This window comes from Pseudomonas sp. PDM15, assembly GCF_014851565.1.
Taxonomy (GTDB): Bacteria; Pseudomonadota; Gammaproteobacteria; order Pseudomonadales; family Pseudomonadaceae; genus Aquipseudomonas.
In genome coordinates this window covers 708683-724969 of record NZ_JACVAA010000002.1, presented here as the reverse complement: position 1 = coordinate 724969, position 16287 = coordinate 708683, and the positions used below count along the sequence as shown (strand labels likewise).

The 16287-nt window shown below is 64.7% G+C and carries 18 protein-coding genes; 13 read left to right on the top strand and 5 right to left on the bottom strand.

Going from position 1 to position 16287, the window contains the following annotated elements; all coding sequences use genetic code 11:
- Positions 1–22: 22 nt before the first annotated feature.
- Positions 23–931 carry a LysR substrate-binding domain-containing protein gene (locus tag IB232_RS07530; RefSeq protein WP_192397887.1) on the bottom strand — a complete coding sequence of 303 codons (909 nt, stop codon included), beginning with the start codon at positions 929–931 and terminating at the stop codon, positions 23–25.
- A gap of 103 nt (positions 932–1034) precedes the next feature.
- On the opposite strand from IB232_RS07530, the gene IB232_RS07525 reads away from it, so the two are divergent.
- The 9 genes from IB232_RS07525 to rpoS all read left to right on the top strand — a co-directional run bounded on the left by IB232_RS07525 (position 1035) and on the right by rpoS (position 8584).
- On the top strand, positions 1035–2147 hold the full coding sequence (locus tag IB232_RS07525; RefSeq protein ID WP_192397886.1) for an S-(hydroxymethyl)glutathione dehydrogenase/class III alcohol dehydrogenase: 1113 nt from the start codon (positions 1035–1037) through the stop codon (positions 2145–2147).
- Positions 2148–2244: 97 nt separating this feature from the next.
- Positions 2245–3087 carry an S-formylglutathione hydrolase gene (gene fghA, locus IB232_RS07520; protein WP_192397885.1) on the top strand — a complete coding sequence of 281 codons (843 nt, stop codon included), beginning with the start codon at positions 2245–2247 and terminating at the stop codon, positions 3085–3087.
- Entirely contained in the window at positions 3087–3338 is a 252-nt protein-coding gene (locus tag IB232_RS07515) for a hypothetical protein (protein WP_192397884.1), read from the top strand. The genes fghA and IB232_RS07515 overlap by 1 nt, the downstream gene beginning before the upstream one ends.
- A gap of 90 nt (positions 3339–3428) precedes the next feature.
- Positions 3429–3902 (top strand): 2-C-methyl-D-erythritol 2,4-cyclodiphosphate synthase, encoded by a 474-nt coding sequence (gene ispF / locus IB232_RS07510; protein WP_192397883.1) that lies wholly within the window; start codon positions 3429–3431, stop codon positions 3900–3902.
- Positions 3899–4957, top strand: coding sequence for a tRNA pseudouridine(13) synthase TruD (gene truD / locus IB232_RS07505; protein ID WP_192397882.1), 1059 nt, complete (start codon positions 3899–3901; stop codon positions 4955–4957). Before ispF ends, truD begins: the two co-directional genes overlap by 4 nt.
- On the top strand, positions 4945–5694 hold the full coding sequence (surE, locus tag IB232_RS07500; RefSeq protein WP_192397881.1) for a 5'/3'-nucleotidase SurE: 750 nt from the start codon (positions 4945–4947) through the stop codon (positions 5692–5694). Before truD ends, surE begins: the two co-directional genes overlap by 13 nt.
- A 38-nt stretch (positions 5695–5732) precedes the next feature.
- Positions 5733–6368 (top strand): protein-L-isoaspartate(D-aspartate) O-methyltransferase, encoded by a 636-nt coding sequence (locus IB232_RS07495; protein WP_192397990.1) that lies wholly within the window; start codon positions 5733–5735, stop codon positions 6366–6368.
- A gap of 111 nt (positions 6369–6479) precedes the next feature.
- Entirely contained in the window at positions 6480–7382 is a 903-nt protein-coding gene (locus IB232_RS07490) for a peptidoglycan DD-metalloendopeptidase family protein (protein ID WP_412547718.1), read from the top strand.
- Between the two features lie 197 nt (positions 7383–7579).
- Complete coding sequence (rpoS, locus tag IB232_RS07485) at positions 7580–8584, top strand: RNA polymerase sigma factor RpoS (protein WP_137971233.1); 1005 nt, start codon at positions 7580–7582, stop codon at positions 8582–8584.
- 451 nt (positions 8585–9035) lie between these two features.
- Here rpoS and fdxA read toward each other — a convergent pair whose 3' ends face one another.
- Together fdxA and mutS are read right to left on the bottom strand one after the other, a co-directional pair.
- Complete coding sequence (fdxA, locus tag IB232_RS07480; protein ID WP_137971234.1) at positions 9036–9359, bottom strand: ferredoxin FdxA; 324 nt, start codon at positions 9357–9359, stop codon at positions 9036–9038.
- Positions 9360–9495: 136 nt separating this feature from the next.
- Positions 9496–12063: a DNA mismatch repair protein MutS gene (gene mutS / locus IB232_RS07475; protein ID WP_192397880.1), complete on the bottom strand. Its 2568-nt coding sequence runs from the start codon at positions 12061–12063 to the stop codon at positions 9496–9498.
- A 76-nt stretch (positions 12064–12139) separates the two neighbouring features.
- Between mutS and IB232_RS07470 the strand changes: the two genes are divergently transcribed.
- The 3 genes from IB232_RS07470 (at position 12140) to recX (ending at position 14268) form a co-directional block, all read left to right on the top strand.
- Positions 12140–12640: a CinA family protein gene (locus tag IB232_RS07470; RefSeq protein ID WP_192397879.1), complete on the top strand. Its 501-nt coding sequence runs from the start codon at positions 12140–12142 to the stop codon at positions 12638–12640.
- Between the two features lie 87 nt (positions 12641–12727).
- On the top strand, positions 12728–13774 hold the full coding sequence (gene recA / locus IB232_RS07465; protein WP_043308566.1) for a recombinase RecA: 1047 nt from the start codon (positions 12728–12730) through the stop codon (positions 13772–13774).
- A 38-nt stretch (positions 13775–13812) separates the two neighbouring features.
- Positions 13813–14268: a recombination regulator RecX gene (gene recX, locus IB232_RS07460; protein WP_412547717.1), complete on the top strand. Its 456-nt coding sequence runs from the start codon at positions 13813–13815 to the stop codon at positions 14266–14268.
- A gap of 49 nt (positions 14269–14317) precedes the next feature.
- On the opposite strand, the gene IB232_RS07455 is transcribed toward recX, so the two are convergent.
- Positions 14318–15397: an LOG family protein gene (locus IB232_RS07455; RefSeq protein WP_192397877.1), complete on the bottom strand. Its 1080-nt coding sequence runs from the start codon at positions 15395–15397 to the stop codon at positions 14318–14320.
- 206 nt (positions 15398–15603) lie between these two features.
- Here IB232_RS07455 and IB232_RS07450 point away from each other — a divergent pair, with 206 nt between their 5' ends.
- Positions 15604–15795 (top strand): hypothetical protein, encoded by a 192-nt coding sequence (locus tag IB232_RS07450; RefSeq protein ID WP_137971239.1) that lies wholly within the window; start codon positions 15604–15606, stop codon positions 15793–15795.
- Positions 15796–15797: 2 nt separating this feature from the next.
- Here IB232_RS07450 and IB232_RS07445 read toward each other — a convergent pair whose 3' ends face one another.
- A complete protein-coding gene (locus IB232_RS07445) occupies positions 15798–16199 on the bottom strand; it encodes a quorum-sensing-regulated virulence factor family protein (RefSeq protein ID WP_137971240.1) in 402 nt (133 codons plus the stop codon).
- Positions 16200–16287: the final 88 nt, after the last annotated feature.

Genomic DNA, 16287 nt, shown 5'->3' with positions numbered 1-16287 from the left:
TCGCTACGCTCCTGAGTCCAGCCTACGGGGTGGGGGCGCTGGCTTCGTGGTATTCCGGGCGTTGGGCCAGGCCTTCCTTTAATAGCTCCACCAGCAGGCGCACCTTGGGCGAGAGGTGGCGCTGCTGTGGGTACAGCGCCCATACGGCGGTGTGTGGTGGGCGCTGTTGCGGCAGTAGGTCGGCCAGCGCGCCGCTGCGCAGGTACGGTTGCACGTAGTAGTCCGGCAGCTGGCACAGGCCGAAGCCGCGTAGTGCGGCGTCGAGTACCGCCTCGCCGCTGTTGCAGCGCCAGTTGCCCTGCACCCGTTGGCTCAACTCGCGGCCGTCCTGCTGGAAACTCCACTGATCGCTGCTGCCAACCAGGCAGTTGTGCCGGCCCAGTTCGGACAGCGAGTGCGGCCGGCCATAGCGTTCGAGGTAGGCGGGCGCCGCGCACAGGTGCATGACCCGTGGTGCCAGGCGGGTAGCGACCAGTCGCGAGTCCTGCAGGCGGCCGAGGCGAATCGCCAGGTCCATGCTGCTGTGCAGCAGGTCGAGGGTCTGGTTGCTAAGTTCGATTTCCACGCGCAGCTGCGGGTGGCGCGCCATGAACTGGTTGACCAGCGGCACGATGAAGCGCTCGCCATAGGCCACCGCACAGGTCATGCGCAGCAGGCCCTTGGGCTCGTCGTTGAGGTCGCCGATGGCGCGCAGGGCTTCCTCGCGGGCGTCCTGCAGGCGCTGGCAGTGCTGCAGAAAGGTCTGCCCGGCCTCGGTCAGCGTCACCTTGCGCGTACTGCGGTAGAACAGGCGGGTCTGCAGGCGTTCCTCGAGGCGCGCCACCTGGCGGCTGACCTGCGAGGTAGATAGCCCCAGACGCTGCGCGGCGGCGGCGAAACGGCCGCATTCGGCGACGGCGACGAACTCGTCCAGGCCTTCCCAGTTGCTCATCGATTATCCCTAGTTGGCAATAATGTTTTGCTGATTGCCTGGATTATCCAGAAAAACGCGGGGGTCTACACTCTCGGCACTTTTTACTCGCTGGAGAGCGCCCATGATCAAGTCCCGTGCCGCCGTCGCGTTCGGCCCCAACCAGCCGCTGCAGATCGTTGAAGTGGACGTTGCTCCGCCTAAGGCCGGCGAGGTGCTGGTACGCATCGTCGCCACCGGTGTGTGCCACACCGACGCCTACACCCTGTCCGGTGCCGACTCCGAAGGCGTGTTCCCATCGATCCTCGGCCATGAAGGCGGCGGCATCGTCGAGGCAGTGGGTGAGGGCGTGACCTCGGTGCAGGTCGGCGACCACGTGATCCCGCTGTACACGGCCGAGTGCCGCGAGTGCAAATTCTGCAAATCCGGCAAGACCAACCTGTGCCAGAAGGTGCGCGCCACCCAGGGCAAAGGCCTGATGCCGGATGGCACCAGCCGCTTCAGCTACAACGGCGAGCCGATCTACCACTACATGGGCTGCTCGACCTTCTCCGAGTACACCGTGCTGCCGGAAATCTCTCTGGCGGTGATCCCGAAAGACGCGCCGCTGGAGAAGGTCTGCCTGCTCGGCTGCGGCGTCACCACCGGCATCGGCGCCGTGCTCAAAACCGCCAAGGTGGAAGAGGGCGCCACCGTGGCCATCTTCGGCCTGGGTGGCATCGGCCTGGCGGCGATCATCGGCGCCAAGATGGCCAAGGCCTCGCGCATCATCGCCATCGACATCAACCCGGCCAAGTTCGACGTGGCCCGCGAGCTGGGCGCGACCGATTTCGTCAATCCGAAGGACCATGCCAAGCCGATTCAGGACGTGATCGTCGAGATGACCGATGGCGGCGTCGACTACAGCTTCGAGTGCGTCGGCAATGTGCAGCTGATGCGCGCGGCGCTGGAGTGCGCGCACAAGGGCTGGGGCGAGAGCGTGATCATCGGCGTGGCCGGTGCCGGCGAGGACATCAGCACACGCCCGTTCCAGCTGGTGACCGGGCGCGTCTGGCGCGGTTCGGCGTTCGGCGGCGTCAAGGGCCGTACCGAGCTGCCGAGCTATGTGGAGAAGTCGCAGAAGGGCGAGATCCCGCTGGACACCTTCATCACCCACACCATGGGCCTGGACGAGATCAATACCGCCTTCGATCTGATGCACGAAGGCAAGAGCATCCGCACCGTTATCCACTACTGAGTCGTAGGGTGGACAACGCGGCCGTCCCGGTCGCTTGTCCACCTTGGCTGGTGGAAAACGCTTCGCGGTTTTCCACCCTACGTGGGGAGGAGTTCACTTGACCTTGGAAATCGTTTCCAGCAATAAAAGCTGCGGCGGCTGGCACAAGCGCTACCGCCACCGTTCCACTGCGCTCAACTGCGACATGGTGTTCGCCGTGTACCTGCCGCCGCAGGCGGAGCAGGGCGCCAAGCTGCCGGTGCTGTACTGGCTGAGCGGCCTGACCTGCACCGACGAGAACTTCATGCAGAAGGCCGGCGCGCAGAAGCTGGCCGCCGAGCTCGGCCTGATCATCATCGCCCCGGACACCAGCCCGCGTGGCGAAGGCGTGCCGGATGATGTGAACAAGGCCTGGGACTTCGGCCTCGGTGCCGGCTTCTACCTCAACGCCACCCAGGAACCCTGGGCGCGCCACTACCGCATGTACGACTACGTGGTGCAGGAGTTGCCGGCGCTGATTGAGGCCAACTTCCCGATCACCGACAAGCGCGGCATCGCCGGCCACTCCATGGGTGGCCACGGTGCGCTGATCTGCGCGCTGAAGAATCCGGGGCGCTACCAGTCGGTTTCGGCGTTCTCGCCGATCACCAACCCGCTCAACTGTCCTTGGGGCGAGAAGGCGTTCTCCAACTACCTGGGCGATGACCGTTCGCGCTGGCGCGAGTGGGATGCCTGCGTGCTGCTGGCCGAGGCCACGGAGAAGCTGCCGATCCTGGTGGACCAGGGCGACCGCGACGACTTCCTCGAAGTCCAGCTCAAGCCCCAGGCCCTGCAGGCCGCGGCCAAGGCAGCCGAGCATCCGCTGACCTTGCGTATGCAGCCGGGCTACGACCACAGCTACTACTTCATCGCCAGTTTCATCGATGACCATCTGCGCCATCACGCGGCGGCGCTGGCCTGATGAATCTGCGTGAAGGCCTAGGCCTGGTTCTGCTGCTGGCCGGAGTGGCGTTACTGCCCTTTGCCTGGTGGCTGAGTCGGGGCTGGCTTTTCGTCATCCTGGTGCTGATCGGCGTCGGCGGGCCGCTGTTCTTCACTGCGCGCCGGGCACGGCGCGTGGCGCAGACGGATGATCACTCGGGGCCGCTGGTGCTGGGTGAGGCGAAGGGCTTTGCCGGGTACCGTGCCTTCGACGATTCCGCCGACGACTGAGGGCTGGATGAGAAGGGTTCGCGGGGTGCCGGCCTGCGGTAGAATCGCGCCCTGATTTTTCTCTAGGCCCGGTTTTTCATGAGCAGCCCTATGCGTATCGGTCACGGCTACGACGTTCATCGCTTCGGCGAGGGCGACTTCATCACCCTCGGCGGCGTGCGCATCCCGCACGAGTTCGGCCTGGTCGCTCACTCTGACGGTGATGTGCTGCTGCATGCCTTGAGCGATGCGCTGCTCGGTGCCTGCGCGCTGGGCGATATTGGCAAGCACTTCCCCGATACCGACCCGACCTTCAAGGGCGCCGACAGCCGCGCGTTACTGCGCCATGTGGTCGGCTTGGTTCAGGCCAAGGGCTATGTGGTCGGCAACGTCGACGCCACCATCGTCGCCCAGGCGCCGAAGATGGCGCCGCACATCGACACCATGCGCGGGTTGATCGCCGAGGACCTGCAGGTGGACCTGGATGCGGTCAACGTCAAAGCCACCACCACCGAGAAGCTTGGTTTCACCGGCCGCGAGGAAGGCATCGCGGTTCACGCCGTGGCCCTGCTGGTAAAAGCATGACCGAGCTGGAACTGCTGGGCCCACGTGCCCATGGAGATGCCTGCGGCCAGGCCGTGCTCAAGGCTACCGCCGAGGACTTCCAGGTCGACGAGGTGCTGGACATTCCGTTGTCCGGCACTGGTGAGCATCTGTGGCTGTGGGTGGAGAAGCGTGGCCTCAATACCGAGGAGGCGGCGCGCCGTCTGGCCCGTGCGGCCGGGGTGTCGCAGCGCAGTATCAGCTACGCCGGACTTAAGGACCGCCAGGCGCTGACCCGCCAGTGGTTCAGCCTGCACCTGCCGGGCAAGGCCGATCCCGACCTGTCCGCCGCCGAGGGCGAGACCCTGGTCATCCTCAAGAGGGTTCGTCACTCGCGCAAATTGCAGCGCGGTGCTCACTCGGCCAACGGCTTCACCCTGCGCCTGACCGGCCTGCATGCCGACCGTGAGGCGCTGGAGCAACGCCTGCAGCGCATTCGCGAGCAGGGTGTGCCCAACTACTACGGCCTGCAGCGCTTTGGCTGGCAGGGCGGCAACGTCGGCGATGCACGTGCCTTCGCCGAGCGCAGCGAGTTGCCAGAGCAACGCAATACCCGTTCGCGCCTGCTCTCGTCGGCGCGCAGCTACCTGTTCAACCGGGCCCTAGCGGCGCGCGTGGCCGACGGCAGCTGGAACCAGGTGCGGGTCGGCGACCTGCTGGCCTTCACCGACAGCCGTAGCTTCTTTATGGCTGGGGAGAGCGAATGCAGCGACCCGCGCCTGGCGATTCTCGACCTGCATCCGACCGGCCCGCTGTGGGGCGAAGGCGTATCGTCGGCCGAGGGCGCCGCGCAGGCGTTGGAGCAGAAACTGGCCGCCGCCGAACCGGCGTTGGTCGCCTGGCTGGCGAAGGCGGGCATGGCGCACGAACGGCGCATCCTGCGCCTCCCCATCGCCGGGCTGACGTGGCATTATCCGGAGCCTGAGATAGTGCAACTGCAATTCGTCCTGCCGGCCGGATGCTTCGCCACCGCGGTGGTGCGCGAACTGGTCGATCTGCTGCCGGCGGGGCACACGGACTCCCCATGCGAATTCTGATCTCCAACGACGACGGGGTGATGGCACCCGGTATCGCCGCGCTGCATGGCGCGCTGCAGGACTATGCCGAGTGCACCATCGTCGCGCCCACCGAAGACAAAAGCGGTGCCAGCAGCTCGCTGACCCTGGACCGCCCGCTGCATCCGGCGACCATGCCCAACGGCTATATCGGCCTCAACGGCACGCCGACCGATTGCGTGCACCTGGGCCTCAACGGCCTGCTGGAGCAGGTGCCGGACATGGTGGTGTCGGGCATCAACCTGGGCGCCAACCTGGGTGACGACGTGCTGTATTCCGGCACCGTCGCCGCCGCGCTGGAAGGGCGTTTCCTGGCCAAGCCTGCGTTCGCCTTCTCGCTGGTGTCGCGGCGTACCGACAACCTAGCTACCGCCGCTTACTTCGCGCTCAAGCTGGTGGAGGCGCACGAACGGCTCGACCTGCCGCCGCGCACCGTGCTCAACGTCAACGTGCCCAACCTGCCGCTGGAACATATCCGTGGCATCCAGCTGACTCGTCTTGGTCATCGCGCCCGCGCCGCCGCGCCGGTGAAGATGGTCAATCCGCGAGGCAAGGAAGGCTACTGGATCTCCGTCTCCGGCGATGCCGAGGACGGTGGGCCGGGTACCGATTTCCATGCGGTGATGCAGGGCTATGTGTCGATCACCCCGCTGCAGCTCGATCGCACCCTGCACGAGGCGTTCGAGGGTATCGGCGGTTGGCTGGAGGGACTGGTCTGATGCGCGGCCAGGATCATCTGCAGCGCCAGGGCGTCGGCATGACCTCGCAGCGCACTCGCGAACGCCTGATCGAGCGGCTGTACGAGGAAGGTCTGTCCAACCCGCACGTGCTGGAAGTCATCCGCCGTACGCCGCGCCACCTGTTCGTTGACGAGGCTCTGGCGCACCGCGCCTACGAAGACACCGCGCTGCCCATCGGCCACAACCAGACGATTTCCCAACCTTATATAGTCGGGCGCATGACCGAGCTGCTGCTGGCCGGTGGCCCGCTGGACAAGGTGCTGGAGATCGGCACCGGCTCCGGCTACCAGACCGCCGTACTGGCGCAGCTGGTGGAGCGGGTATTCTCGGTGGAGCGCATTCAGTCCCTGCAGGACCGCGCCAAGGAGCGCCTCGTCGAGCTCAAGCTGCGCAACGTGGTGTTCCGCTGGGGCGATGGCTGGGAAGGCTGGAACGCCCTCGGCCCTTACAACGGCATCATCGTGACCGCCGCTGCCGCCGAGGTGCCGCAGGCGCTGCTGGATCAGCTGGCCGTTGGCGGCCGCCTGGTCATTCCGGTGGGCGCCGGGGAAACCCAGGAACTGCTGTTGATCGTGCGCGAAGAGGACGGTTATTCCCGCCACGTACTCGATCTGGTGCGCTTCGTACCGCTGCTCAACGGCCTTCTGGCCTGAGGCTCGGCGCGTTGTTGCGGCACAGTGCCAGCGCGAACACTGGCGATGCCGGATAATTCCGGCACAATGCGCGGCATCTATCTACAAGAAACACCGGCAGGGGAGCACGGGGTGAGTCTCACGAGCGGACAGCAGCGAAAGCGCCTGGCAGGCCTCGGCCTGGGGGCAGCAGTCTTCGCAGCAATACTGTCGGGCTGCAGCAGCTCGCCTTCTACATCGCCGCAGGTGGTGGACCGCACCCACGGGGGCGGCAGCACCGTACCGGCGCGCCCGCAGACCACTGCTGGTCAGTATGTGGTGCAGCGTGGCGACACTCTCTACTCGATCGCCTTCCGCTTTGGCTGGGACTGGAAAGCCCTGGCCGCGCGCAACAATATTCCCCCGCCCTACACCATTCGCCCGGGGCAGCGCGTGCGTTTCGATCTGCCGCAGCAGGGCAGTGCGCCAGTGGTGGCGCAGCCGAGCCGGCCACCGGTAACCCGCGTGCCGAACACTCCAGCGCAGACCGCTTCGCGTCCGCCGGTTACCACGCAACCTCCGGTGGTGATCGCGTCTCCGCCGCAGCAGCCTGTCAGCCAGCCACCCGTAGCCACCAGCGGCACACCGGCAACACCCGGCAAAGTGCAGCAGGTACCGCGTTCGGCGAAGGGCTGGGCCTGGCCTTCTGCGGGCGTGCTGATCGGCAAATTCTCGTCAAACGGGAGTTTGAATAAAGGAATTGATATCGCTGGGGAATTGGGCCAGCCTGTTTTAGCTGCGTCTGATGGTTCCGTGGTGTACGCCGGAAGTGGTTTACGGGGCTACGGCGAACTGGTGATCATCAAGCACAGCGATGCCTACGTAAGCGCCTACGGACATAACCGCAGGTTGCTGGTGCGGGAGGGACAGCAGGTCAAAGTCGGACAGCATATCGCCGAGATGGGATCCACGGGCACTGATCGGGTGAAGCTCCATTTCGAGATTCGCCGCCAGGGCAAACCGGTAGACCCCCTGCAATATCTGCCTCGTCGTTGACTCTGCCACCATCCTGTTCCATGCGTGGGAGGAGCGGGCTTTGGTGTTGCCAGGGAGTCATCCAGCTATTCATCAGGTGCGCCATGAATCGGCGGCAGGTCAGCTTTGTGCTGACTTGGGGGGCCGGTTCTCCCTGATGCGGAACTGGATTGGGTGCCGCCAAGGCTTGTTGTCGAACTCAGCACAGGACAACAACAATGGCACTCAGCAAAGAAGCGCCGGAGTTTGACGTCGACGATGAGGTTCTCCTGATGGAGCCCGGCATCGTCCTGGAAGACATGACAGAGGAAGCCGAGCTGTCTCTTTCCAGCGCCAAATCCAAGAACTCGACCACTACTCTCAAACAGCACAAGTACATCGATTACACCCGGGCGCTCGACGCGACCCAGCTGTACCTCAACGAGATAGGTTTCTCCCCCCTGCTGACCCCTCAGGAAGAAGTGCACTTCGCGCGCCTAGCGCAGAAGGGCGACCCTGCCGGGCGCAAGCGCATGATCGAAAGCAACCTGCGCCTGGTGGTGAAAATCGCCCGACGCTACGTCAATCGCGGACTTTCCCTGCTGGATTTGATCGAAGAGGGCAATCTCGGCCTGATCCGCGCCGTAGAGAAGTTCGATCCCGAGCGCGGCTTCCGTTTCTCCACCTACGCCACCTGGTGGATTCGTCAGACCATCGAGCGGGCGATCATGAACCAGACCCGCACGATTCGTCTGCCGATTCATGTGGTGAAGGAGCTCAACGTCTACCTGCGCGCCGCTCGCGAGCTGACTCAGAAACTGGATCACGAGCCTTCGGCCGAAGAGATCGCCAATCTGCTGGAGAAACCGGTGGATGAGGTCAAGCGCATGCTCGGCCTCAACGAGCGAGTCACTTCGGTGGATGTGTCCCTCGGCCCGGACTCTGATAAGACTCTGCTCGATACCCTCACCGATGACCGCCCCAGCGATCCTTGCGATCTGCTGCAGGACGATGATCTGTCCGAAAGCATCGATCAGTGGCTATCCGAGCTGACCGACAAGCAGCGCGAAGTGGTGGTGCGGCGTTTCGGCCTGCGCGGCCATGAGAGCTGCACGCTGGAGGAAGTCGGCCAGGAGATCGGCCTGACTCGCGAGCGGGTACGGCAGATACAGGTCGAGGCTCTCAAGCGCTTGCGCGAAATCCTGGAAAAGAATGGCCTGTCCAGCGACGCTTTGTTCCAATAGTTCAGCGAAGCGGATTCCCTGCACCAACAAGCCCGGCACCAGCCGGGCTTTTTATTGCTTGCCCATGTAAGTCATTGCTTACATGGCGTGTAAGAGATAGCAGGAAAAATGCATTGGTTGCGATGCATTCTTATCTGTGGATTCTGGCTAAGCTACTGATTTTAAAGCGTTTAAAATTTTATTCTGAGCTATGGCGAGGGTGTTTGCTGGCCGAGGGAGGCCTTGCTCGGCTGCGGTGAAACGCTAATATGAAGCCGTGCCTAGGGAGAAGGCACGGGAGCCAGGACGGCGACCAGGGAGCCACTGCAGGATGCAGTTCATCAGGATGATGAAAGGATTCTCAGGGAGTAGGGAAGAAAGAGCGGGCGGCTAATCACCGCCCCTTTTTTTGCCTGTAGAAAAGGCAGAAACGAAAAGGCCCGCATGCAGCGGGCCTTTTGCGTTCTGGGGCTTAGCGCTCCAGTTGCGGCAGCTTGTCCTTCACGCCATCCCATTCCTCGGCGTCCGGCAGCGCTTCCTTTCTCTCGGTGATGTTCGGCCAGACTTCCGCCAGCTCGGCGTTGAGCTCGATGAACTCCTGCATGTTCTCCGGTACCTCGTCCTCGGAGAAGATGGCCTGGGCCGGGCATTCCGGCTCGCACAAGGCGCAGTCGATGCACTCGTCCGGATGGATCACCAGAAAGTTCGGGCCTTCATAGAAGCAGTCTACCGGGCAGACTTCCACGCAGTCGGTGTATTTGCACTTGATGCAGTTGTCGGTAACGACGAAGGTCATCTCTGATTCTCTCCTCGGGCGGCGGCCTGACCCAATCTGTGCGGGTTTGCAGGCGCTCGGTATTGGCCGCGGCTCAGGCTGTAAACCGGGCAGTCGTAAAAATGCGCGCGATTCTAACAGCTTGAGCCGGCGGGCGTTAGCTGCGCGTCTTCCATGTATATATCAGCTCCAGGGCGCGGCGCGGTGTCAGATCATCGGGATTGATCTTGCCCAATTCCTCCAGAACCGGGTGGGGTAGGGCGGCGAACATGTCGCTCTGCATCGGTGCGCCTGGTTGGCCGGGTTCGCTGCGTGGTAATTCGTGGGGCAGGCTGGTGGTCTCCAGACGAGCCAGATGCTGGCGGGCGCGCTGGATCACAGGGCCGGGTACGCCGGCCAGTTGTGCCACTGCCAGGCCGTAGCTCTGGCTGGCCGGGCCAGGCAGTACGTGGTGGAGGAAGACGATGCGCTCGTTGTGCTCGGTGGCGTTCAGATGCACGTTGGCCACCACCGGCTCGCTTTCCGGCAGTACGGTCAGCTCGAAGTAGTGGGTGGCGAACAGCGTCCAGGCGCGCAGCTTGGCCAGGTGCTCGGCGGCCGACCAAGCCAGCGACAGGCCGTCGAAGGTACTGGTGCCGCGGCCCACTTCGTCCATCAGCACCAGGCTGCGGTCTGTGGCGTTGTGCAGGATGTTGGCAGTCTCGCTCATCTCCACCATGAAGGTGGAGCGTCCACCGGCCAGGTCGTCGCTGGAGCCGATACGGGTGAAGATGCGGTCCACCAGCGACAGCTCGCAAGCGGCCGCCGGCACGTAGCTGCCGATATGGGCCAGCAGTACGATCAGGGCGGTCTGGCGCATGTAGGTGGACTTACCGCCCATGTTCGGGCCAGTGATGATCAGCATGCGGGTGCCGTCGTCGAGGCCGAGGTCGTTGGCGACGAACGGCGTCTCCAGCACCTGCTCGACCACCGGGTGACGGCCCTGGTCGATGCGCATGCAGGGCTCATCGACGAAGCGTGGGCGATTGAGGTCGAGATTCAGGGCGCGCTCTGCCAGGTTGGCCAGCACATCCAGTTCGGCCAGTGCGCCGGCGGTGTCCTGCAGCGGCGCCAGTTGGGCGATCAGCAGCTCCAGCAGCTCCTCGTACAGCTGCTTCTCGCGGGCCAGGGCGCGGCTCTTGGCCGACAGCGCCTTGTCCTCGAAGGTCTTCAGCTCCGGGGTGATGAAGCGCTCGGCGCCCTTCAGAGTCTGGCGGCGGATGTAGTCGGCCGGGGCCGACTCGGCCTGCTTGCTGGGCAGCTCGATGAAGTAGCCGTGCACGCGGTTGTAGCCGACCTTGAGGTTGGCCAGGCCGGTGCGCTCCTTCTCGCGCGCCTCCAGGTCCATCAGATACTGGCCGGCGTTCTCGCTGATCGACTGCAGCTCGTCCAGCTCGGCGTCGTAGCCGGTCTTGAGCACGCCGCCGTCGCGGATCACCGCCGGCGGGTTGTCGATGATGGCGCGGGCCAGCAGGTCGGCCAGTTCCGGGTAGGTGCGGATGTTCACCGCCAGCTCGGTCAGGTGCGGGGCATCCAGTTCGGCCATCGCGCTTTGCAGTTGCGGCAGCGCAGCGAGGGCGTCACGTAGACGTGCCAGGTCGCGTGGGCGGGCGTTGCGCAGGCCGATGCGGGCTAGGATGCGCTCGACGTCACCGATGTCCTTGAGTTGCGGCTGCAGCAGTTCGAAGCGATAGCGGTCGAGCAAGCAGGCGATAGCTTCCTGACGCGCTTCCAGCACGTAACGGTCGCGAAGCGGACGATTCAGCCAGCGGGTCAGCAGGCGCGAGCCCATGGCGGTCTGGCAGCGATCGACCACCGACTGCAGGGTATTGTCGCGGCCACCGGCGAGGTTGGTGTCCAGCTCCAGGTTGCGCCGGCTGGCGCCGTCGAGGATGACGGTATCGTCCAGACGCTCATGGCGCAGGTTGCGCAGGTGTGGCAGGGCGGTGCGCTGGGTCTCCTTGGCGTAGACCAGCAGGCAGCCGGCGGCGCCGATGGCCAGGGTCAGGCCTTCGCAACCGAAGCCCTTGAGGTCCTGCACTCCGAACTGTTGGCACAGGCTCTTGCGCGCGCTGTCACGCTCGAAGTCCCAGGGCGCACGACGGCGTACGCCGCGACGCTTCTCGATCGGCAGGCCCTGGGGCCAGTCGTCGGGGATCAGCAGCTCGGCCGGGCTCAGGCGCTCCAGTTCGGCCAGCAGGTTCTCCCAGCCTTTCATCTCCTGCACGCTGAAACGGCCGCTGGTGATGTCCAGCACGGCCAGGCCGAACAGCTTCTCGTCGCCGAGGATGGCGCCGACCAGGTTGTCGCGGCGCTCGTCGAGGAAGGCCTCGTCGCTGATGGTGCCGGGGGTGATGATGCGCACCACCTGGCGTTCAACCGGCCCCTTGCTGGCGGCTGGGTCGCCGATCTGCTCACAGATCGCCACCGCCTCGCCGAACTTCACCAGACGAGCCAGGTAGCCTTCGGCCGAGTGGAAGGGGATGCCAGCCATGGGGATCGCCTGGCCGGCCGACTGGCCGCGGGCGGTGAGGGTGATGTCGAGCAGGGCCGCGGCCTTCTTGGCGTCCTCGTAGAACAGCTCGTAGAAGTCGCCCATGCGGTAGAACATCAGCATGTCCGGGTGCTGGTTCTTCAGCTTCCAGTATTGCTGCATCATCGGTGTGTGGGCTGACAAATCGCTCATGCTGTTCGGTCCGGCTGAAATCGCAAAAGCGCGTAGTGTAGGGTATCGCCCTTGCCCGTTTCACCCCGGAGAACATATGGATTCCATCACGCAGTTGGCCGAGCGGCTGGGCGCAGCGCTGCAAGGGCTGAGAGCTCAAGTGAGCACCGCCGAGTCCTGTACCGGTGGCGGCATCGCCGAGGCTATCACCCGCATTGCCGGCAGCTCGGCCTGGTTCGAGGCCGGCTACATCACCTATTCCAATACGCAGAAGACCGCGCAGCTGGGCGTCTCGCCGGAGTTGTTCGTGCGCGTTGGCGCGGTAAGCCGCGAAGTGGTGGAGGCCATGGCCGCTGGCGCCCGGCAGCGCAGCGGTGCGCGTTTTGCGGTGGCGGTCAGCGGTGTTGCCGGCCCCGGTGGCGGTTCGCCGGAGAAACCGGTCGGTACCGTGTGGCTGGCCTGGGCCGATGGTGAACGGTGCTTCGCCGAGCGCTGCCAGTTCACCGGTGACCGCGAGTCCGTGAGGCGGCAGACGGTGCAATGGGCCCTGGAGGGATTGCTCCGACTGGCGGCAGGAGAAAATCCCGAGCGGGGGTAGGCGAGCGACTTGCCTTATGGAATACTACTGTCTACTTATACAGTTGTTGGCGAGCGAACGGCTCCCTTTGATCACGTGAGGATGGAAATGGACGAGAACAAGAAGCGCGCGTTGGCGGCAGCCCTGGGTCAGATCGAGAAGCAGTTCGGCAAGGGTGCCGTGATGCGCATGGGCGACCACGAGCGCCAGGCGATTCCAGCCATTTCCACCGGCTCCCTCGGCCTGGACATCGCGCTCGGCATCGGCGGTCTGCCGAAGGGCCGTATCGTCGAGATCTACGGTCCGGAATCCTCGGGTAAGACCACACTGACCCTGTCGGTCATCGCCGAGGCCCAGAAGGCCGGCGCCACCTGCGCCTTCGTCGACGCCGAACACGCGCTGGACCCGGACTACGCCGGCAAGCTGGGCGTCAATGTCGACGACCTGCTGGTCTCGCAGCCGGACACCGGCGAGCAGGCTCTGGAAATCACCGACATGCTGGTGCGCTCCAACGCGGTTGACGTGATCATCGTCGACTCCGTGGCTGCCCTGGTGCCCAAGGCCGAGATCGAAGGCGAGATGGGCGATGCCCACGTCGGCCTGCAGGCCCGCCTGATGAGCCAGGCGCTGCGCAAGATCACCGGCAACATCAAGAACGCCAACTGCCTGGTCATCTTCATCAACCAGATCCGCATGAAGATCGGTGTGATGTTCGGCAACCCGGAAACCACCACCGGCGGTAACGCCCTGAAGTTCTACGCCTCCGTGCGCCTGGATATCCGCCGTACCGGCGCGGTGAAGGAAGGCGACGAGGTGGTCGGCAGCGAGACTCGCGTCAAAGTGGTGAAGAACAAGGTGGCTCCGCCGTTCCGTCAGGCCGAATTCCAGATCATGTACGGCAAGGGCATCTACCGCACCGGCGAGATCATCGACCTGGGCGTGCAGCTCGGTCTGGTGGAGAAGTCCGGTGCCTGGTACAGCTACCAGGGCAACAAGATTGGCCAGGGCAAGGCCAATGCCGCCAAGTACCTGGAAGACAATCCGGAAGTGGGCGGCGCCATCGAGAAGATCATCCGCGAGAAGCTGCTGGTCGATTCCGCCGCCCGTGGCGCGGTCGAGGCGGATGCCGACGAAACGGCTGACCTGGACGCCTGATCAGGCTCGTCTGAGTCATGGAACGCTCCGTGAGTGGCATGCTCGATAACCCGGTCGCCGTGCGCCGGGTCGCCATGGACCTGCTGGCCCGCCGGGAGCATGGGCGGGTCGAGCTGGTGCGCAAGTTGCGCCAGCGCGGCGCGCCGCAGGAGCTGATCGACAGCGCCCTCGACCGTCTGACGGAGGAGGGATTGCTGTCAGAGGCCCGCTATCTGGAGAGTTTCGTCGCCAGCCGTGGCCGCGCCGGTTACGGCCCACTGCGCATCCGCGAGGAGCTGGCTCAGCGCGGCCTGCCCAGGCCCGATATCGAGCAGGCGCTGAGCGAGACCGGTGTCGATTGGGGCGAGCAGCTGCGTGAGCTGTGGCAGCGCAAGTTCGCCGGCCAACTGCCGGTGGATATGCGCGAGAAGGCCAAGCAGGCGCGCTTTCTCGCCTACCGTGGTTTCTCCCAGGAACAGATTGGTCGCCTGCTACGCGGCGCCAGTCTCGACTGACTTCCCCTTGAGCCCGGAGTTTTCCCCTCTCCGGGCTCCGTTTTTTCGTTCAGCCGTTCTGGGCCCAGTTCTGTGGCAGGTTGATGAAGTCCACCAGCTCGCGCAGGCGCCCATGGTCGCGGGCGTTGAAGTGGAACGCCAGGCGGCGCAGGTCGAACAGTTCCGGCTCGTCGCGCTCCTTCTCACTGGCCGTCTGCTGCTGGTAATCACCACTTAGGCACAGATCGGCGAACTCCTTGTTCAGCACCCGCATGGCGGCTTCGCTAAGTGGGTGGTTCATGCGGATCACGAACTGGCCCTTGAGCCAGCGCGAGGAGTGATAGTTGCGGTAGAAACGGGCGATCTCCTGGCCGGCCTCTTCGGCGCTGTGCACCAGGCGCACCAGATGCATGTCGCTGGGCAGGATGTAGTGGCGCTCCTGCAGCTGGTCGCGGATGACGCGCAGCAGCTCGCCCCAGTAATTGCTGTCCGGCTCGTCGAGCAGAACGATGGGCACCAGCGGGCTCTTGCCGGTCTGCACCAGGGTCATCACTTCCAGCGCTTCGTCCAAAGTGCCGAAGCCGCCGGGGCAGAGCACCAGGGCGTCGGCTTCCTTGACGAAGAACAGCTTGCGCAGGAAGAAGAAGTGGAACGACAGCAGGTTGCCGGTGCCATGCACGGTGGCGTTGGCGCCCTGCTCGAACGGCAGGGTGATGTTGAAGCCCAGGCTGTTTTCCAGCCCGGCGCCTTCATGGGCGGCGGCCATCACGCCGCCACCGGCACCGGTGACCACCATCAGGTCGAGGCGTGCCAGGGTGCGGCCCAGATCGCGGGCCAGGGTGTAGACGGGGTGGTCGGTCGGTGTGCGGGCCGAGCCGAAGACCGTGACCTTGCGGCGGCGCTTGAACTGTTCGAGGGTGCTGAAGGCCAGCTCCATCTCGCGCAGGGTCTGCAGCATGATCTTGGCGTCCCATCTATTGCGATCGGCCTGGGCCATGCGGATCACGGTGGTGAGCATCTCCTGGTAGAGGGGCAGGTTGGGACTGTTCGCGGGAACCACGAGGGCGGCCAGCTCCTCCACTTTGCTGGTCAGGTCGATACCGCTGGTATGGAAGTGCCGGGACAGGTAGTCATCCGGTTCATAAGGCATAGACATCTCCTTCTGCTGAGGCAGGCCCGCTGCTACTCCCTGTGGCGCAAGGCCCTGCTGAGAGTATGGCCCGTGGCATGACGCTTTGACGGGCAAAGCGCGTGGCGCCGTTCGTCCGTTGAGAGTGAGCGGCGATGCGCCTCTGATTTACTTGCAGGTAGCGATGCATGCGCCGGGTACGGCGCCTGGAAAGGGGAGAGGCAGGTATGCCCAAGCTGACGCTGGAGGTGGATCTGGAGCTGTACCGCATGCTGGTGCGGGCGGCGCAAACCAACGATCTGAGCCTGGAGGAGGAATGCTTGCGACGACTGGAGGGCGGTGTGCGCCGCTCCAGCTATATGCAGGCGCTGTTGGCCGAGCTCAGGGCCGACGGCGAGCAGCGGCGCAGCAAGGGCTGAGGTTACTGCAGGCCGCAGTCGGCCTTGGCGAAACGCTCGACGGCGACCGGGCGGTTGCTCTTGTATTCGCTGAACTGGTAGCGCAGGACCGCACCACTGCCCAGCAGGCGCAGGTAGCCCTGGTTGTTGCACACGCTGGCTGCCAGTTGCTGGCGCACCGTGTCCGGATTCGCGCGCATCTGCTGGGCGTGGCCCTGGCGCACGCTGAGATGGTTGACCAGTTCGTTGCCTTCCACCGTATAGCCCTGGTCGAGGATGTCCTCGTTGATCGCCCGTGGCGTGCCGGCGCTGCTCTCTTTGGCCACCTGCTCGAGCATCTTGGTCAGCTCGTGTTCCTGCAGCGAGGCGGCTTGGGCGGCGGGCAGGAAAGCGGCGAGGGCGAACAGGGCGATAAGGCGGGGCATGGTGATCTCCAGATAAACGATGCTGCCTTCGACCGGCGCTCCTTGCCCCGGTTCAGCAGGCGCCCATCTTACCCCGTGCCGACGGCGA